Below are 16,664 nucleotides of genomic sequence, written 5' to 3' on the forward strand. Positions count from 1 at the left end.
CTCTTTTCATTTCGAACAACCGGGAAGGATTACATGTTCGCTTTGCTCTCATGCATATTGGGGTTGTAACTCTTTTCATTCGAACAACCCCAACAATATCTATAAAGCAAAATAGTTGCTAAGTACTTTTGCTGTGTCTGCAATCAATTGATCGTTATATTCATCATCTTTTCCTGTTTTTTTAGAATAGATCACCCAGACTAATGGTTTCGCATCTTTTTCTTTAGGATAAATGACCGCGATATCATTCCGAGTGCCGTATGAGCCGGCGCCTGTCTTATCTCCGACAGTATAACCGTCCGGAACGCCTGCACGAATTAATTTGTCGCCGGTTGTATTATCAATCAAGGTTTGCTTGAAATAATCCAATCGATCAGATGCCATATTTCCTTTCGTTATAAGGAATGACAGTCCTTTCGCCATTGCTTCTGGAGTCGTTGTGTCACGCTTATCACCAGGAACAGCTTCATTCAATTCTGGTTCAAATCGATCTGCTTGTGTTGTTTTATCGCCAATTTTTGCAAGCTCTTTTTGGTAGCCTTTAGGTCCGCTTAATTGGTGGAATAAGATATTTCCTGCCGTATTATCGCTATATGTCATAGCTGCATTGATGATTTCTTTCACCGTCATGCCACTTTCTACGTGCTTTTCTGTGACTGGTGAATATTCAACTAAATCTTCTTTTGAGAAGTGGATGCGCTTATTTAGTTGCTCGGATGTTAAATTTTTAAGCAATAATCCCCCAGCCATCGCTTTATAAGTAGATACGTAGGCAAATCGTTCTTGGTCATTATAGCTGATTTTCTTATTATCCGCTGTATTGACAGCATAAATACCTAGTGTTGCTCCGTACTTTTCCTCTAGTTTTTTTAACTCTGCATTGGCTTTTGCCGTCGCCGTTTCCTGCTTTGGCTCCTTTTTTGCTTTAGTGGCCGCTGCGTCTTTGTCTGCTATACCACACGCTGCTAAAGAGGCTACCACAAAAAGAAACATCAATCCTAACACATATTTTTTGAAAACCATTTTTTCAACTCCTCCTATTTATTTGTTACAAACCCTATTCTAACTGAGTAAGTTAAATAGAAATTACAGAAAACAGAAAGAAAACATTAATTATTTGATTTTTATATACAAATTCACCTTTTAACCTATTTTCGCAAATAAGAGCCTAGGCTATAAACCCAGACTCTTCCCTTATTTTTTCATTATAATTCCGCTTTAATGCTTGAAACGCGGCCCGAAATAACAGGCAAGTTCCCATTTTTAGTGCGGATTGCATCGATTAATTCTTTCTCTTGCTCGACGTTTTTCAGTTTAATATAGTACCGTAACTCCATCAAACTCCCCATATTGGTTGTGCGCACTTGCTCAAGCGCAATCTCATAGCCGTAACTTTGCAATAGGTCATCGAAAAGGTTCGCGTAATCAATATCCTCTGGAATCGAAATACGCAGGCTCCGCTCAGCGACTTTACTTTTTGATCCGAATCTTGTGCGTGTCAAGACGATCAAAACAACTGCGACAAATGCCGAGAAAATGAGTGCGTACATAATATATCCCATTCCAGTCGCCAGGCCAATTCCCATCGACCAAAAGATACTGCTAATTTCGCGCGCACCGCCTGCTACAGAACGGAAACGGATCAAGCTGAATGCCCCCAAAACAGCGATACCCGTCCCGACATTACCATTTACAAGCATGATAACCGATTGCACCAAGATTGGTAAAATCGTCAGCGTCACGATGAAACTTTGCGAGTAGGTGTTGCGATACATGTGCACGCAAGCCACTAATACCCCTAAAAGAACCGAAGCTCCACTATACATAATTATTTGCCATACATCTACGTTCACCATTGCACTTTTTACTGCGTTTTCTAACATTATAAAACTCCTACTTTCTGATTGGTTAAATAGCGTCTATATACTTGTTCATATTTTGAAAATTTGGATGGATAGAGGTCTAAATCGGAAAGTATTTTCACAAACCATAAAGGATAGGCGTGCAATGATTTCACTTCCATTAATACATCTATTTCTGGTGCCACAAGTTCCCCATCGTGACCATTTGCCAACTGGAGATCATCGTTGCGCCACCTTATTTTCGCGTCGAATGTTACTCTAAACTCGTCCTCTTTGTAGGCGCTAAAAGCTCTTCTATCATATGAAATGATGACTTTAGGCGCGATTGTCTCTTTTTTCTTTAGCCAAAAAATCTCGTTGCTGATTTGTTGATTTAATCTGTCTTCAAATTGTTCCTCTTGCTCACTTTGCATATAGGCATCCACTTGGCTCAGACGCATCGAAATTCTTCGTTTATACACAATCCCCTTTAGTTTTTTCTTGATTTCTAAATACACCATCTGCTCATGACTTGGAACCCCGTATGTGCGAATTCTGAATTTCTCTTTATACGCTGGCTTTTCGCTTGACCGCTTAATTAAATCATAGTTATTTGTATCATAATACAGCGAACAAATCGTGTGTAAACCGTACTTATCTTCTTTCATGTGCTCAGAAATCCGATCCAACAGTGAGTTGTATTTTTCCTCGCTCAAAATATATTTCTTTTCCTTACGTTCAAAAATCTGCATTACTACCTATCCACCTTTTATCGAAATATTTTTAATATATATATTTATATCCTATTTCAACTTAAAATAATCCACTCCAGATGATGCACGCTTATATTATATGGTGGGAAGCATACTAGCTCATATACCACGCTTCCCGCCATGTATTTATTAATGTAAAGATCCTGATACTTCGAAGCCGACCATTTCTTTTAGTGTCTGTGTATCCAAGATTGTAATTGGTTTCGGCGTTAATTTAACGAGCCCCTCTTCTTCAAACTTAGATAGTATCGTCGTTGCATACTCGCGCGTGATTTGACAATAACTCGCTAAATGGTGCTGACAGATTTCTTTTGGTAAATGTCCCTCTGATTTGCCTAGCTTTTTAGATTCTAAGTGTAGCAAGGATGCTGCTACTTTTGCTTTTGCTGGTAGTAAATTAAATTTGCCATAATAGTTCACGGATTGTGTTAGATTTTCAATGATTTTTAGTAGAATCGAGGTTCCCCAACCTGATTCATCGATCACATTTAAAACGAAGTACGGATCGATGAAATATGCCGTCGTTTCTGAAATCGTTTCTAATTCAAATTGATTGCTTCCTCTTGATAATAATGAGGCAAAACCTATAAATTCGCCGTCTCCAGAGAATGAAATAGTTGTCTCTTTCGTATTATGACTTGCCACAATTTTGGTCAACCCTTTTTCTATATAGATAAAGGAACGATTGTCTGTCACCGTGGAATCAATAACTGTTTTAGCTGGTAGTACTTTCTTCTTGGAATATTTATCAAATGATTTATTGGAAAACAGTAGTATTTCCAGGAAATTCTCGTCGATTTCAACACCAAATGTTTGTAGCATAATGAATGCCTCCTTTTAATTTTCACATATCCTATTTCTCTTTTTAGACTTGTTGCTGCAGCAAAGATTGCTTTAAGGCTATCAAACCCTCTTTCAAACTCACTTTATTTGTCCATCCCGTTAGTTCTTTGGCGCGGTCACTAGCAAGAACCGAGCGTTTAACATCTCCTGCGCGTGGGCCTTCCATCGTAATCGCCACATCTTCTTCAAATACGTCTAAAATCGTGTTGTAGATATCTAAAATCGCAATTTCATCTCCTGTTCCAATGTTCAGAACCGTGTTGACTGCTTTTTCAGATACAAGTCGGTTTGCTTCGACAACATCCCCAACATACACATAGTCGCGTGTACAACCGTTTGGCATATCAGGGTATGTCATTAGCACCGATGGCTTATTCGCCAAGATATTATTCACAAAAATTGGAACAACCCCGCATTCACCATCTGGAATTTGACGCGGGCCATAGATGTTAGCATAGCGTAAAACAGTGTATTCAAAATGATACGTACTCGCATAGATGTCTAAATATTTTTCGCCTGCATATTTGGTAATGGCGTATGGGGATAAAAGTTGAGGGGTATCGCTCTCTTTGGATTTTTCAGTACCTTCAATTACTTTGCTTAGGGCACCACCAGAAGAGACGTAGATAAATTTTTCAATTGGGAACTTTTGCGTGCATTGGAGTAGGACTAGCAAGCCACCGAGATTGATATCTAAATCGTAAACGGGGTCTTCGATAGAACTGACGACTGATTTTTGCGCGGCATGATGATTGATAATTTGGGGACGGAATGAGTCGAAAATCGCCATCATTTTAGTTTTATCTTTAATATCAGCTTCCACAAAGGTGAAACTTTCACTCGCAAGTAGGTGACAAATATTATCTACCTTGCCAGAAGATAAATTATCGACACAAAGCACCTCGTATCCTTCTTCTACATACATTTCACAAATATGGGAACCGATGAAGCCTGCGCCACCTGTTACTAAAACTCGATTTTTCATGTTTGTTGCCTCCTTCATTTATTGTATCTTTCATGTTTGATTTTCACTATCCACCGATTAGAACACACTTGCGATTATTTCTTGTAGCTTCGTAAAGAACATATCTGACTCCATCGAAATAGCACTAAAAATGGTAAATATCCAGAGAATACTGAGATAGATGACGGTAGACTTTCGAAATTCGTTATTTACTTTGCGCTGGTTGTAAGTGTGTTTTATGTCTAATTGATTGCTATTATTTTGTCGTTTCTTGAGAGTTTGTTGGTATTGCGTTTTTTCTTCCTTGGATAATTTATTAAAACGGTGAACGAATTTGCTGTATTCCAGACCAACTTCTTCGGCTGGTCCATCCAGTTTTACTTCCCCATAATGAAGCCAGATAATGCGACTACACATGGTGCGGACTTGGCTAAGGGCATGGCTGACGAAGAAAATAGTTTTTCCTTCTTGCTGGAATTCGGCAATTTTGTCCGTGCATTTTTGGTAAAAGGTAGTGTCCCCGACGGATAAGGCTTCATCTATAATCAGGATGTCAGGATCGATTTGAACGGCGATGGCAAAACCAAGTCGAGCTTTCATACCACTAGAGTAGCGCTTAATGGGCTGGTCGATGAAATCATGTAGATCCGCAAACTCGGTAATAGCTGGAATCATTTCTGCAATCTGCGCATTGGAGTAACCCAACATTAGACACTTCAAGCGAATATTTTCCATTCCGGAAAGCGTTGGTTTGAGACCGGCTCCGATGGCTAGCAGGGATACTTCCCCGCCCGTTTGGACTGTGCCGTGACTAGGTTGAATGATACCAGCTAAGATATTCGACAAGGTGGATTTACCAGAACCGTTTAGACCGATAAGGCCCACTGTTTCACCTCGTTTGACATCAAAGGAAACGTCACGTAGCGCTAAGAATTCTGGCTTTTTTTCCCTAGGGTGAAAGAGCGATCGTAGCTGCTTGGCTGGGCTTGTAATCATGCTGTATTGCTTGGATACATGCCTGACGGACACCATACTTTCTATCATCTTTGTTCTTCCTCTCTATAAATAATCCATGAAGCGGTCTTTAAAACGAAGGTGTAATACAGATCCGACGCCGAGCACGAGTAGTGTGATTCCCCAGAAATAGGCTGTCCACCAGGGTTCTGCGAAAAACCACTGTCTGGAGAAAAAGCTATCGCGGAACCCCTCGATGATATACACAAACGGATTAAGTTTTAAAATTTTCGTCATGAGCGAATCTGGGTTTGCTGTGACATCCATGACTGCACCTGATACGAAAAACAACAGGCGCATCATCGAGCCAATAATCAGTTGGTAATCTCGAAATAGAATCGTGATGGTCGCATTTAGCAAAGAAATCGCGTATAGGAATAAGCACATACACACAAAATAGTAGAAAAACTGCGTCCAGTAAATGGTCGGATAGATGTGGTTGATGAATAGGAAGCCGAGCAGGATAACGAGCATCGTAGCGTAACTATACAGTGATTTAAAAATCGTAATCGATGGCAAAATACTCATCGGAAACTTCACACGAGACACCAAACTCAAATTACTATAAATCGAATTGGCGCCAGAAACGATAATCGCGCTGATGAAGAACCACGGAATCATACCAGCAAGCATCCAGACAATGTACGGCACACCCGCATCCATCGAACTAGCACCATTCATCCGAATTCCAAATACGAAATAATAAATCATGACTTGTAATGTCGGACTAAGAACTTCCCACAACATCCCCAGATAGTGACTTTGATAGGCAGCGCGCTGATCATATCTCGCAATCCGCGTAATCTTGTTGAAATGTTGTACCTGCTCTTTTAGAATTTGGACCGTTTCTTTCAATGCTTGTTCACTTCTTCCTATTTTTGAATCATTTTAGAGATTGTTTCAAATAAAAATGGTGCGTAATACTGGCCTGTTGCGTTGTGATCACTGTAATCTTGAAGGTCCAATTCGTAGGAGACGCCTTTTTTATCTAATTTGCTAAGCAGCGGTTGTAAATGCTGTTTATAGTGATAATCGCCTTTTCCGATATGGAAGATGAAGTTTGGAAAAGCCGTATTGGTATCGACGAGATTCATGATGAGTTCATCGTAATATTTTTCGCCAGCTGCCTTATCCTCGCCAAGCATGTTATTCAAACCCTTACGGACAACCGGTGCATTCGTCGCACGCTGCTTCAAGAACTTCGCTAGGAAAACTTGTGGTGCACCAACAATGGCAGTGCCAAAATGATATTTCATCGCGTAATATAGCGATGCGGCACCGCCTTTACTAGAACCAGAAGCGATGATGTTGCGTGAAGAAATACCTAGCTCATTTGCTTTGGACATGATTAATGCAATAACCGAACGTTCGTAATCAGAACGGCGATTATGTCCCATGTAGTAACAGAATTGCCCTTTATACTCATCTAGAATAAAAAGTTTGTTCACATCGCATGGCCACAATGTTCGGAAATGATTATAGACTGGCGGACCACCGCGAAACTCATTGGAATGCAGTCCTGAGAAAGAAATGACTAATTTATCAGAAGGAGTTTTTGCTGGCTGGAACAAATATTTCACCGGATGATCATTGTAGTAAATTTCTTCTTTTTCTAAGGTTGTCGTTACCGTTTGCTGATTGGCAACATCTACATTCAGCATGTTCGTTACTTTATTGATAATCATCGTATCGTTTTTCTTCAAAAACAGACGGATTTTATAGGCACCGCTTCGGATCGGTTGGTAATCTACTGTCACTTGTTGTTTGTCGATTGGTTGATACCACTGGCGCTCAATAATCTGGTCGTTGTAGTAAATATAATAAGCATACGTATAGCTCGCTTCTAGCATGTACAGTGCTTTAAAGTTCACTATCAGCTTGCCACTCGTATAGGCTAGGCGGGATGTGTCTAATTTCTCAATAATGATATCGCTTGTCATAATTTCTCTCCTCGTGTCCGGAACTTAACCCACAAATGTTGCGGCCAATAAGTCCTCGATTTCGTGACAAATTTTTGCTTTGTTAAAATATTTATAAGCATAGTCTTTATAAGCTTGTTGGTCGGCTGCGTTTAATTCGTTGCTCGCGATAAAGTCCGCGATGGCTGCCGGTGTTTTAAAAATAGAGTTGGCGGGATAAACGGTTTCCACGCCAGGCCAGTTGAGTAGACACGGTGTAGAGCCAGCCGCCATACCTTCCATCAAGACAGTATGGAAACTTTCGGATTCACTCGTTGATAAAAGGTAACCGATTTTCTGTAGCCATTCGTGAACGTCATTACCATGCTTATCAAACACAACACTATCTTTCCACGCAGCTGCATTGATTCGTGCAAATACAGCGTCATAGTATTCCCGTTCTGCTGTACGCCCCATTAACCAAGCGACATCTTTTGGTAGTTGTCCTTTGATGAACAAGGTGTAACGCTTATCTTGTTTCCATAGCTGCTCGAAAATGTCGAGTGCTTTATCAAGCCCTTTAATTTTAGGGATGACACCGCAAATACCAAGGTTAAAGTCGATATTATTTTTTTTCGGACGATCCAGTTTTTCTGTATCAATTGTGTTGGCAATTAAGACCATCTTGTAGCGGGGAATCTGGCAAATTCGGTGCATTTCCTCCATAATGAATGGGCACACCGCGATGATATGGTCGATAGCTTCGAGGTTATAGTTGAAAGGATGAGTGGTACGTTTTTCTTGTGCGTGGACACGAACGATCAGCTTTTGATTCGGCTTTTTATTTTGCGAGTACCAAACCGTATTGCCCAGGCCCCATTCGCAATAAATCATGTCAGCCCACTCAAGCAATGCTTTGCTGTTCACCACATCGTGTTCCGTATGATTCGTCCAATGATCGATTTTCACGTTGATATTTGGTTGATTTTCCAGATAATCGATAATGTCCGTCATAAATTTCAAATCATGACTCGCAAATAGGAGATTCATCGGTTCTTGGTTATAGCTCCACAAAATGTCTTTCAAACGATCATAAGAAGCTTCCAGCGTGAAATTCTGACTTGCTTGATACATCGCTTTTGCCGCACGTTTGTAGACGGTAGAATCATTTAATACCAGTTGTGTTTTCTCTAAAAATTCGGCTTCCGTGTCTACGAATAATTCATAATCACTGCCGAGTAATTGCTCATGCATTTTTGTACGCCGTAACAAAACTGGTTTGCCCAGTCGTGCATATTCCAACAGCTTCGTTGATAATTCTACCGAAGCATCATTATCAATCAACTCACTGCGCCAGCTAATACCAACATCCGATGCCGCTATAAATTCCTGCGACTCCGAACGTGACACCGCACCAACCCAATCAATATTTGTCGCCTGTTGAAACGCTTGTCTTATCTTGCCATTTCGTGCCCGCAAGTCTCCTTGAAACTTATCTCCCACGATACAAAATGTAATGTCCGTATTTTCGAGTTTTCGCGCCGCGCGGATAATTTCTTCCGTATACCACTCCGCCGCAAATTTTCCACTGTAAATCAATTGATTATTCCGATTCCGATAATCTGGAACGTTCGGTTGCGCGGGAATCATTGGTAATAGAATTGCCACTTTGTCCCCACTCACATCCATCAGTTCACTAAAAATCGCGCGTGTTGCCTCCGTTTGTAAAAACATATTCGGAAAGCTATCATAGACTTGACGTAAATCCGAACGTTCGGTATCCGAGATTGTCTTTGGATCATGATTGAAATCCGTGATGTATGGCATCGTTTTCTTCATCAAATCGGGATGCTTCATCATCTCTTTTACTAGCGCAAACCCGCGAATGATGATCAAATGGTAGTCGTTCTTTTTATTCAGTACTTCCATCCTTGCCAAAGCTTCCGCCACCTGAATCCGATTTCCATTTTCAAAAGGCATACTTGGAAATGTCTCAAAAGGGTCAAGCAACGTCACATTATCAAAATTAGAAATGCCGCCCGTCAAACGCGTATTTTGTTCTTTCGCTTTCAACAATACATCCGTCTTCACACTCGGATTAATTGCCAACATGGATGCCATTGATGTCAACCAAACCGCCGAACCGTCCATAATATTCAAATCCATGTCACCATAGACTAAGATTTTTAACTGTCTCAAAAGTCATCGCTCCTATATTTCTACTTTAGTCAAAATGTTTGGCGGGGCTTCTGCACCATAGGCCACAAAATTAAACTTATCGGCACTGAACAAAGACACACCTTGTCGGAAATAATGCGCCATGGATCCGTCATTTTCCATGTTGGCAAGTAGTACTGGCACAGCACCCATCATCGGTATTGCCGTTTTCATCAACGCTTTGTGATACGTCATCCCACTAACAAATTCATAATCTTCTTGCGCCCCATCTTCTTGTAGCACACCATTTTCCCATTCAAAAATATTTTTCTTCCCGATGACATCAGCTTTCGTATACTCTGTTGCTAAAAATAAATCTGCGAGATATTGCTCCCCATAAAAATGTTCACCTGCCATATAACTCATATACTCCGTCGCAATAACATCTTGCAATTTCTGATAATTATTCATATAGGTTATGGCGTACATGCTAACGTCTTCCGTATTATATACATTCATCAAATCCGTCACGCCATCAAACATCGAGGCAAACAAAACTAATTTTTTATTTGGATATGTTTGGCGATCAAAATTCGCTTTTACCGCTTCAATATCTGCTTTCGAGTGTACGACCGACAGCACCGTGACTGCTTTTGGTAGCACATCTAGCGTGATACCCATGTTAGCCAGCATCATGCGCAACCGATGTTTGTACGTATGGTGATGATACACCTCACGAATTCCTTCCAATGATTTCTGCTGATACAACGCGTCATCCGTCGTAATCTCTTGAATTTTCTCCCGTAACGCATCTTCTGTTTCCGCAATCAGCACCAGGTCCCCAAACATTCGCTTGATTCCCTTCGAATAACTACTGATAATCGGCGTTCCACAAGCCAAACCTTCAAACACACGGCGTGAAAACATCGTCGGTGATTCCTTAATACTGTTAATATTCAACATATATTTGTAACCTTTATAAGCAATATCCATATCGTTGTACGCCAAACTTCCAAGCACACTCGGCAAAAACCGCTCTGGAAACTGGAAATCTGGGGAGTGACGATCAAAGTTTCGATCATAAATCGCTAATCCATACTGCTGCGTTACATCTAAAATTTGATCCATATCCCGGCGACGATCCTCATGTCGATTCGCATAATACGAACCAGCAAAACACATCTTGTCAATCCGCTTCTTATACAATTTAATCGGATTATGCATCTCCGGCTGTACTGCAAAACTTTGTGCAAATACATTCTCATGCCCTGCTGCCTTCTTGTACTTCGGAATCATGTCCGCGTCCGTTGTGTAAATATAGTTAAACAATTTCGCCGTATCAATAAATTTGTCGTAATGAATTGGATCCTCTTTATTCCAGAAAATTGTCGGTACATCGTTCTGCTTACACCATTCAAGAAGTCCCAATAACGCGCTTCTATCCTGGTTCGCATACCGACCAATCTTATATTCCCAGGCCTTATGATTCCCGTGCCATGCCGACTCCACCATTAAAATATGTGGTTGCTCACGTTCCAGCACCTCTTGCCAATTCTCTGGTGTAAATGTAATCAAGTTTACTTCCTTGTCGTAACATGTTCGTGTAAACTCATCAAAAATGCAGGCCACACGTAAATCTGACGTCTTCTTAATTGCTTTCAATCCAGCTCTTACTTCCGATACCGTCGTCGCGTTTTTCGTCACTTTTGCTGCATCAAATGTTCGCACAAATTCGCAACCTTTAATCGTGATGACACTCTTGCTCGGCACCCGTAAAGCGATACGTAGACGCGTTGTTTCTTGCCCTACCTTAAGATGATTCTTCTTGTTCGGATCAACCAATGTTGATTTCAGTTGTTTCTTGTTACCGTACTCGATAATGGCAATTTTACATTCTTGTTTTCCAATCATTTCAATATCGAACTGGAACTCGAACTTTTCTCCTGGAACCGTTTCGATGATATGCATCGGATAACGGCTAAACAAAAGGTTCGTCTCCAAGTAGGAAAAGTAAATATATTTATCGCTGCTATTTGTAGCCATGACCGCTTCGCCTTGTTGCTCGAATGCCAAATCATCATTTGAACTATGCCAATTCTCTGCGTTTGTGAAATCCTTCGAAGCAATCACTTCAGGCTGAATATTGCTTAAAATCTTCTTTTGTAAATACTCAATTTCATGATATAAATTCTCAATCTTTTTCACGTTTCATTCCTCAATCTTTGGCTTTTTTTTAGCTTCCAATACTTCCGCATCATCCGAATAACTTTCGTGCTGTTCAAACGGTCGTATTTCTCCGTCATTTGGCTTAATTTTCTAGTTAAAGTCGCATTCTCTTTCTTCAAGCTTTTGATTTCTTTCGCTTGCTGCGCATCTCGTTTTTTCATTGTCAGCAATACAGGTTTCTCATCTTCCAGTAAGCTGAAAATATGTTTATTAAGATCGGTATTAACTGCTCTTTCTGCATTCAAGGCGTCCGACATTTGCTGTACAAGTTGTTTCGCCTCATTTGTAGTTTGTTGGTGTTGTCTCACCTTCTCGGTTTGTTCCTTACCTTGTTGCACCCATGTTTCTTCGATGGCGCGATATTTCTCTTCCAAAACGATCACTTTCTTGTCTTGTTTGGCTTGGATAAGAGCGAGTTCTTCATCGTATTCCTGCTTCATTCGTTCGATTTGGCGCTTATACGTATCCAGTCGTTCTAATATTTTTTCTTCAATCTCGTGATCCTCTACAGGTTCTGGCGCAGCTTCTTGGAAAGTATACACTGCGTTATTCCCATTTTGTTGTCTTAGCTGATATTGCGTTTTCTCTAAAAGTAAAGCTATTTCTGCAAAATTCGCACTATCCGTTTCTAACCAAAGAATCGGCTTCACTTCTTGTAACTGTTTTGTTAACCATTCCAATACACCCGCTTCAAGCACTCGCGCAGTTGCATGAATAACGTGTGGCGCAATCATATCTGCTTGGACAGACTTGCCTTTTTCTACCCTCACAAAACGATCTCTACTCCAATCAGGTTTCAAACATTCAATCTGTGGAAACTTGTTCCGTGTTGCATCATTTCGCGCATCTCGCAATTTCGCCGCGTTACTCTCAAAAAAGTAAACCTTGCTTGCATCACGATACTTCGAAAAGTAAATCGCATGACTCACCAATCGGCTATCCATCTCATAGATGACCGCTCTCATTGGGATAAATGCCGCAAATTCCGCTAAGATAGCTTTTTGATAGTAGTCTTTTGTTTGTACCATCTCTGCTGTGACCGCATCATTATTCTTATTCAATTTCACATTATCACTTAGTTTCAAAAGGGCATTATTCTTTGTCATGTTCCATCCTCTAATTCCTTATAGATTTCTAGAAAAATCGCTTTTTCACGTTCCCAATTATATATTTCTCTTGCCTGAAAACAGTTTTGGCGTAGTGTTTCATGCAATTCCAGATTAGCAAGTAACGTATTCACACCTGCTGCAATCGACGCTGGATCGTGCGAATCAACCACAATTCCAACTTGCTCTCCTTGTACAATCTTCCGTATCTCCGGAAAATCACTGCCAATCACTGGTACACCGCTCATCACATACTCGAACAACTTATTCGACGATGCGGAGTAATGATTAAAACAAACATTATTCAAAATTTGAAATCCTAGATAGGCATTTTTCGTGTAAGCCAGTAAATCCTGCAACGGCACTTTCGGTAAAAACTTGATTTTTTGTTCCAAATTTTCACTTGCAACACGTGCTTGTAATTCAGCTTTGATCCGACCGTCACCGATAATTACGACCACACCTCGATCAAAAAGCGCTGTTGCTTCGACAAGTTTATCCAATCCGCGTCCAGTTTGAACGCCACCCTGATAGAGTAAAATCGGTTCGGCTTCTGGAATGTCTAGCAAAGCATGCAAGTCCTTACCAGCTTTTTTCTCTGGGTATACTTTATTTGGGTAATTGTGTACCACTTTTGGATAGAAATGATACCTTTTTTCAATATAAGCGGCTCGCGTATCATTTTCATGGATGCAGATGTCGGTGAAGTGGAGCAGGAATTTCTCACTGATGCCATACATCGGATTGTTGTAACCTGTTCTACTTGTTTGTACTTCGTGGGAGTCATAAACGAGTCTTTTTTTGCGAAATACTTTGGCACAAATAGTGGCTTGTGGCAATGTATTCAAGTCGTTAGCGTGGTAGATATCGTAGCGTTTAGCAAGTCCTTGACGCACCATTCTTGCAAAAATCAGGCTGCGTCGGACGACTGTCTGCACTTTTTTGAGGAAAACAAGGGCTACCATCAGACTAACGATAAGCGTTGGGAGGGGGAAAAACAGGAGTAATAATAGAAAGATAAAGCCTATAAGTAGCAGGCTTGGTTTGCTTCGTTTCATAAATCGGATGCCGTTCATAAGCGGCTTTAGAAAATCGGGATAACCCGTCTTCACACGATAAATGGTAAAATTTTCAGCGGGGGATTCTTTTAGAGGAAGTTCTGGTTGTTTGACATCATGGATAGCAATTAGGTCAACATGATACCCCGCTTCTTGTAAGGCGGTGCATTCTCGCATCACCCGTGCATCATTTGTAAAGTAATTCCATACGAACACAGCGATTTTTTTTGACATGCTTCCTACCTCATTCAAATTCGGATATCAACGTTTCGATCCGTTTAAAATTTTCTTGCCAATTGTAGTTTGCTTTTGCATACTGTAAGCCGTTTTGTCTCAACTTACCTCGAAGTTCGTGGTCTTGAATCAAGTGCTTTAAACCACTGTACATTGCTTGTTCTTCATCATGCCCGTAAATAAAGCCTGTATTAGAAGCATAAATAACATCTTTACAGTAGCCCGAAACCATACCGATAATTGGTAATCCAATGCCCATGTAGTCAACGATTTTACCAGGAATGACCGTTTCAAAAACAGGATGTGGCACGAGGCTAACGAAAGCAACGTCTGCTGCGGCTAGCTTTATGAGTACATTACTCCGTGTATCTGGTGGGTTCACGATGATGTTAGCTAGTTCCTGTTCTTTCACCGAATCAATCAGTTTTTGATAATTCGCGCCATAACCAATCATTTTGAATTGAACACCTGTGTCCTTTTCAAAATAGGCGGCCATGCGGATAAAGCTTGCTAATTCTTGTGCCAGACCGATATTCCCAGTGTAAATAACTGTGATAGGTTCATTTATAATCGGTCGTTTGGTGCTTCCTAACTCCAATTCTTCCGGTGTTAGAGCGTTTGGAACGAAGGTAATCTTCTTTGGATCAATGCCTTTCTCCGTGATGTAGTCTGCAAATCGTTCACTGTTGACGACAATTTGATCCGCCTGCTTATAAATCCGATTTTCAAATTTATAAGCAATCCATAGAATGATTGGTGAATTGAATTTCCCTACTCCTTTGAGCGATTCTGGCCATAAGTCGCGAATATCGACAATCAGTTTTGCTTTAAATTTCCGTTTCGCTATTAGCCCTGCGAGTGCAATTGAAATAGGTGGACTCGATACATAGACAACATCAAAAGATTCTTTAGCTCTTAAAATTTTCAAAATAAAGCGGCACAGTGTTTCCAAATAGAGAAGAAAGCGAAAAATCATCTTCGTTTCATATTTGCTTGTCCGCGTTTTTACACGCACAATTTTTTCCTCAGTGAGGTCTGCATCCCAAAATTTTTCCTGCTCGTAAATGTCGCGGTTCGGATATTGCGGTTCTGTCGTATACAAGGTTGTATCGTAGCTTTTTCCGAACAGTCGAAAGAGTTGCTTCATTCGATTCGCGGCACTTCCGATTTCAGGATAGAAATTTTGCGATATTAAAAGTATCTTTTTCATTCATCATCCACATTTCTAATTTTGATCACATGCTTTTAGCGAATTGTTGTATTAAACAGTTACGCCAACTTCTTTTAGTTCACCAATTTTCGAAAGAGTTCCAAGATTGAAATACTTATCCATATCTGCACATTGTGTCGCAATATTTTTCGCATCTAGAACGGCTATTTCGCGCATGTTTTTCAAGCTTTGAGGCGTAATGTCACGGAATTCCGAATGGTCCACTAACACTAATACAAGATCAGCATCTGCTGTTGCAACCGCCATGTCATGTTCTACAAATCCAGCATCTACGTGCGGATCATATGCTACCACATCGTATTGTCCCATTGCTTCCAATTCATGATAGATTTCTAAGGCTGGGCTTTCGCGAATGTCATCGATGTCACCTTTATATGTCAGTCCGAAAACCGCGATTTTTCTGCCTTGCAATTTGTTCATTAAAGCTACTGTGTTTTCTACAATGAAGTTTGGCATCGTCGAGTTGATGTGACGTGAGCGCTGAATTAAGTGGGATTCTGTTGGTGCTGCTGCTGCGATGAAGTAAGGATCAACTGCTAAACAGTGTCCGCCAACGCCTGGACCTGGTTGATGTAAGTTTACGCGTGGGTGTTTGTTTGCCATACTGATGACGTCGAGTGCATTGATACCAAGTTTTGCTGAGATGTGTACGAGTTCGTTTGCTAGTGCGATATTCACGTCGCGGTATGTGTTTTCCATTAGTTTGGACATTTCAGCTGTTGATGCCGCTGATTCGATTAATTCACCTTGTACAAAAACGCTGTAGATTTTCTTTCCAGCTTCGGTACATGCTGGTGTTACGCCGCCAATGATGCGGTTGTTGTAGATTAACTCATGAATAATTTGGCCTGGTAAAACGCGCTCCGGGCAATGAACGAGGAATACATCTTCACCTACTATTAAGCCAGTACTTTCAACGAGTGGTAGAATGTGATCTTCGGTGGAGCGGGGAGCGATAGTGGATTCAATAATGATGGTGTTTCCTTTTTCAAGGACTGGTAAAATGTTTGTTACTGCGGATAAAACGTAGCTTAGATCACATGATTTTAAGGCGTCATTTTTGTTTGGTGTAGGAACAGATACGATGAATGCATCTGCCTGCTCTACAACCAAACCTGCCTTAAATTTATTATTTTGGATAGCTCTATCAAGTTCCGCTTGCAATCCTGGCTCTTCGATGTGAATCTTACCCGTATTTAATTCTTTAATGACTTTCTCGTTCACATCGATTCCTAGTACATCTTGGTCGTGATTGGCGAACATGATTGCGGTTGGAAGTCCAATATATCCTAATCCCATAACAACTAATTTCAATTTAT

14 protein-coding genes are annotated in these 16,664 nt (G+C 40.7%); all 14 read right to left on the bottom strand.

Features of this window, described 5'->3' with window-relative positions; genetic code table 11:
- Positions 1 to 99: 99 nt before the first annotated feature.
- Positions 100 to 1,023: a class A beta-lactamase gene (gene bla, locus HPK16_RS06705; RefSeq protein WP_181676237.1), complete on the bottom strand. Its 924-nt coding sequence runs from the start codon at positions 1,021 to 1,023 to the stop codon at positions 100 to 102.
- Between the two features lie 182 nt (positions 1,024 to 1,205).
- Positions 1,206 to 1,883, bottom strand: coding sequence for a DUF4956 domain-containing protein (locus HPK16_RS06710; RefSeq protein ID WP_181676238.1), 678 nt, complete (start codon positions 1,881 to 1,883; stop codon positions 1,206 to 1,208).
- Positions 1,883 to 2,593, bottom strand: coding sequence for a polyphosphate polymerase domain-containing protein (locus HPK16_RS06715; RefSeq protein ID WP_181676239.1), 711 nt, complete (start codon positions 2,591 to 2,593; stop codon positions 1,883 to 1,885). Before HPK16_RS06715 ends, HPK16_RS06710 begins: the two co-directional genes overlap by 1 nt.
- Positions 2,594 to 2,743: 150 nt before the next feature.
- Entirely contained in the window at positions 2,744 to 3,436 is a 693-nt protein-coding gene (locus HPK16_RS06720) for a Crp/Fnr family transcriptional regulator (protein ID WP_181676240.1), read from the bottom strand.
- 43 nt (positions 3,437 to 3,479) lie between these two features.
- Complete coding sequence (locus HPK16_RS06725) at positions 3,480 to 4,442, bottom strand: SDR family NAD(P)-dependent oxidoreductase (RefSeq protein WP_181676241.1); 963 nt, start codon at positions 4,440 to 4,442, stop codon at positions 3,480 to 3,482.
- Between the two features lie 57 nt (positions 4,443 to 4,499).
- A complete protein-coding gene (locus HPK16_RS06730; protein ID WP_181676242.1) occupies positions 4,500 to 5,465 on the bottom strand; it encodes an ABC transporter ATP-binding protein in 966 nt (321 codons plus the stop codon).
- Between the two features lie 15 nt (positions 5,466 to 5,480).
- Positions 5,481 to 6,290 (bottom strand): ABC transporter permease, encoded by an 810-nt coding sequence (locus HPK16_RS06735; protein ID WP_181676243.1) that lies wholly within the window; start codon positions 6,288 to 6,290, stop codon positions 5,481 to 5,483.
- A gap of 17 nt (positions 6,291 to 6,307) precedes the next feature.
- Positions 6,308 to 7,375 carry an accessory Sec system protein Asp2 gene (locus HPK16_RS06740; protein ID WP_181676244.1) on the bottom strand — a complete coding sequence of 356 codons (1,068 nt, stop codon included), beginning with the start codon at positions 7,373 to 7,375 and terminating at the stop codon, positions 6,308 to 6,310.
- 24 nt (positions 7,376 to 7,399) lie between these two features.
- Positions 7,400 to 9,532: a glycosyltransferase gene (locus tag HPK16_RS06745; RefSeq protein ID WP_181676245.1), complete on the bottom strand. Its 2,133-nt coding sequence runs from the start codon at positions 9,530 to 9,532 to the stop codon at positions 7,400 to 7,402.
- 12 nt (positions 9,533 to 9,544) lie between these two features.
- Complete coding sequence (locus HPK16_RS06750; protein WP_181676246.1) at positions 9,545 to 11,695, bottom strand: glycosyltransferase family protein; 2,151 nt, start codon at positions 11,693 to 11,695, stop codon at positions 9,545 to 9,547.
- Positions 11,692 to 12,822, bottom strand: coding sequence for a phage tail tape measure protein (locus HPK16_RS06755; RefSeq protein WP_181676247.1), 1,131 nt, complete (start codon positions 12,820 to 12,822; stop codon positions 11,692 to 11,694). The genes HPK16_RS06750 and HPK16_RS06755 overlap by 4 nt, the downstream gene beginning before the upstream one ends.
- Entirely contained in the window at positions 12,819 to 14,114 is a 1,296-nt protein-coding gene (locus tag HPK16_RS06760; RefSeq protein ID WP_181676248.1) for a glycosyltransferase, read from the bottom strand. The genes HPK16_RS06755 and HPK16_RS06760 overlap by 4 nt, the downstream gene beginning before the upstream one ends.
- 10 nt (positions 14,115 to 14,124) lie before the next feature.
- Positions 14,125 to 15,324, bottom strand: a complete 1,200-nt coding sequence (locus HPK16_RS06765) for a glycosyltransferase family 4 protein (protein WP_181676249.1) — start codon at positions 15,322 to 15,324, stop codon at positions 14,125 to 14,127.
- A gap of 51 nt (positions 15,325 to 15,375) precedes the next feature.
- Complete coding sequence (locus tag HPK16_RS06770; protein WP_181676250.1) at positions 15,376 to 16,659, bottom strand: nucleotide sugar dehydrogenase; 1,284 nt, start codon at positions 16,657 to 16,659, stop codon at positions 15,376 to 15,378.
- Positions 16,660 to 16,664: the final 5 nt, after the last annotated feature.

Source organism: Paenilisteria rustica, from assembly GCF_013820765.1.
GTDB lineage: Bacteria > Bacillota > Bacilli > Lactobacillales > Listeriaceae > Listeria_A > Listeria_A rustica.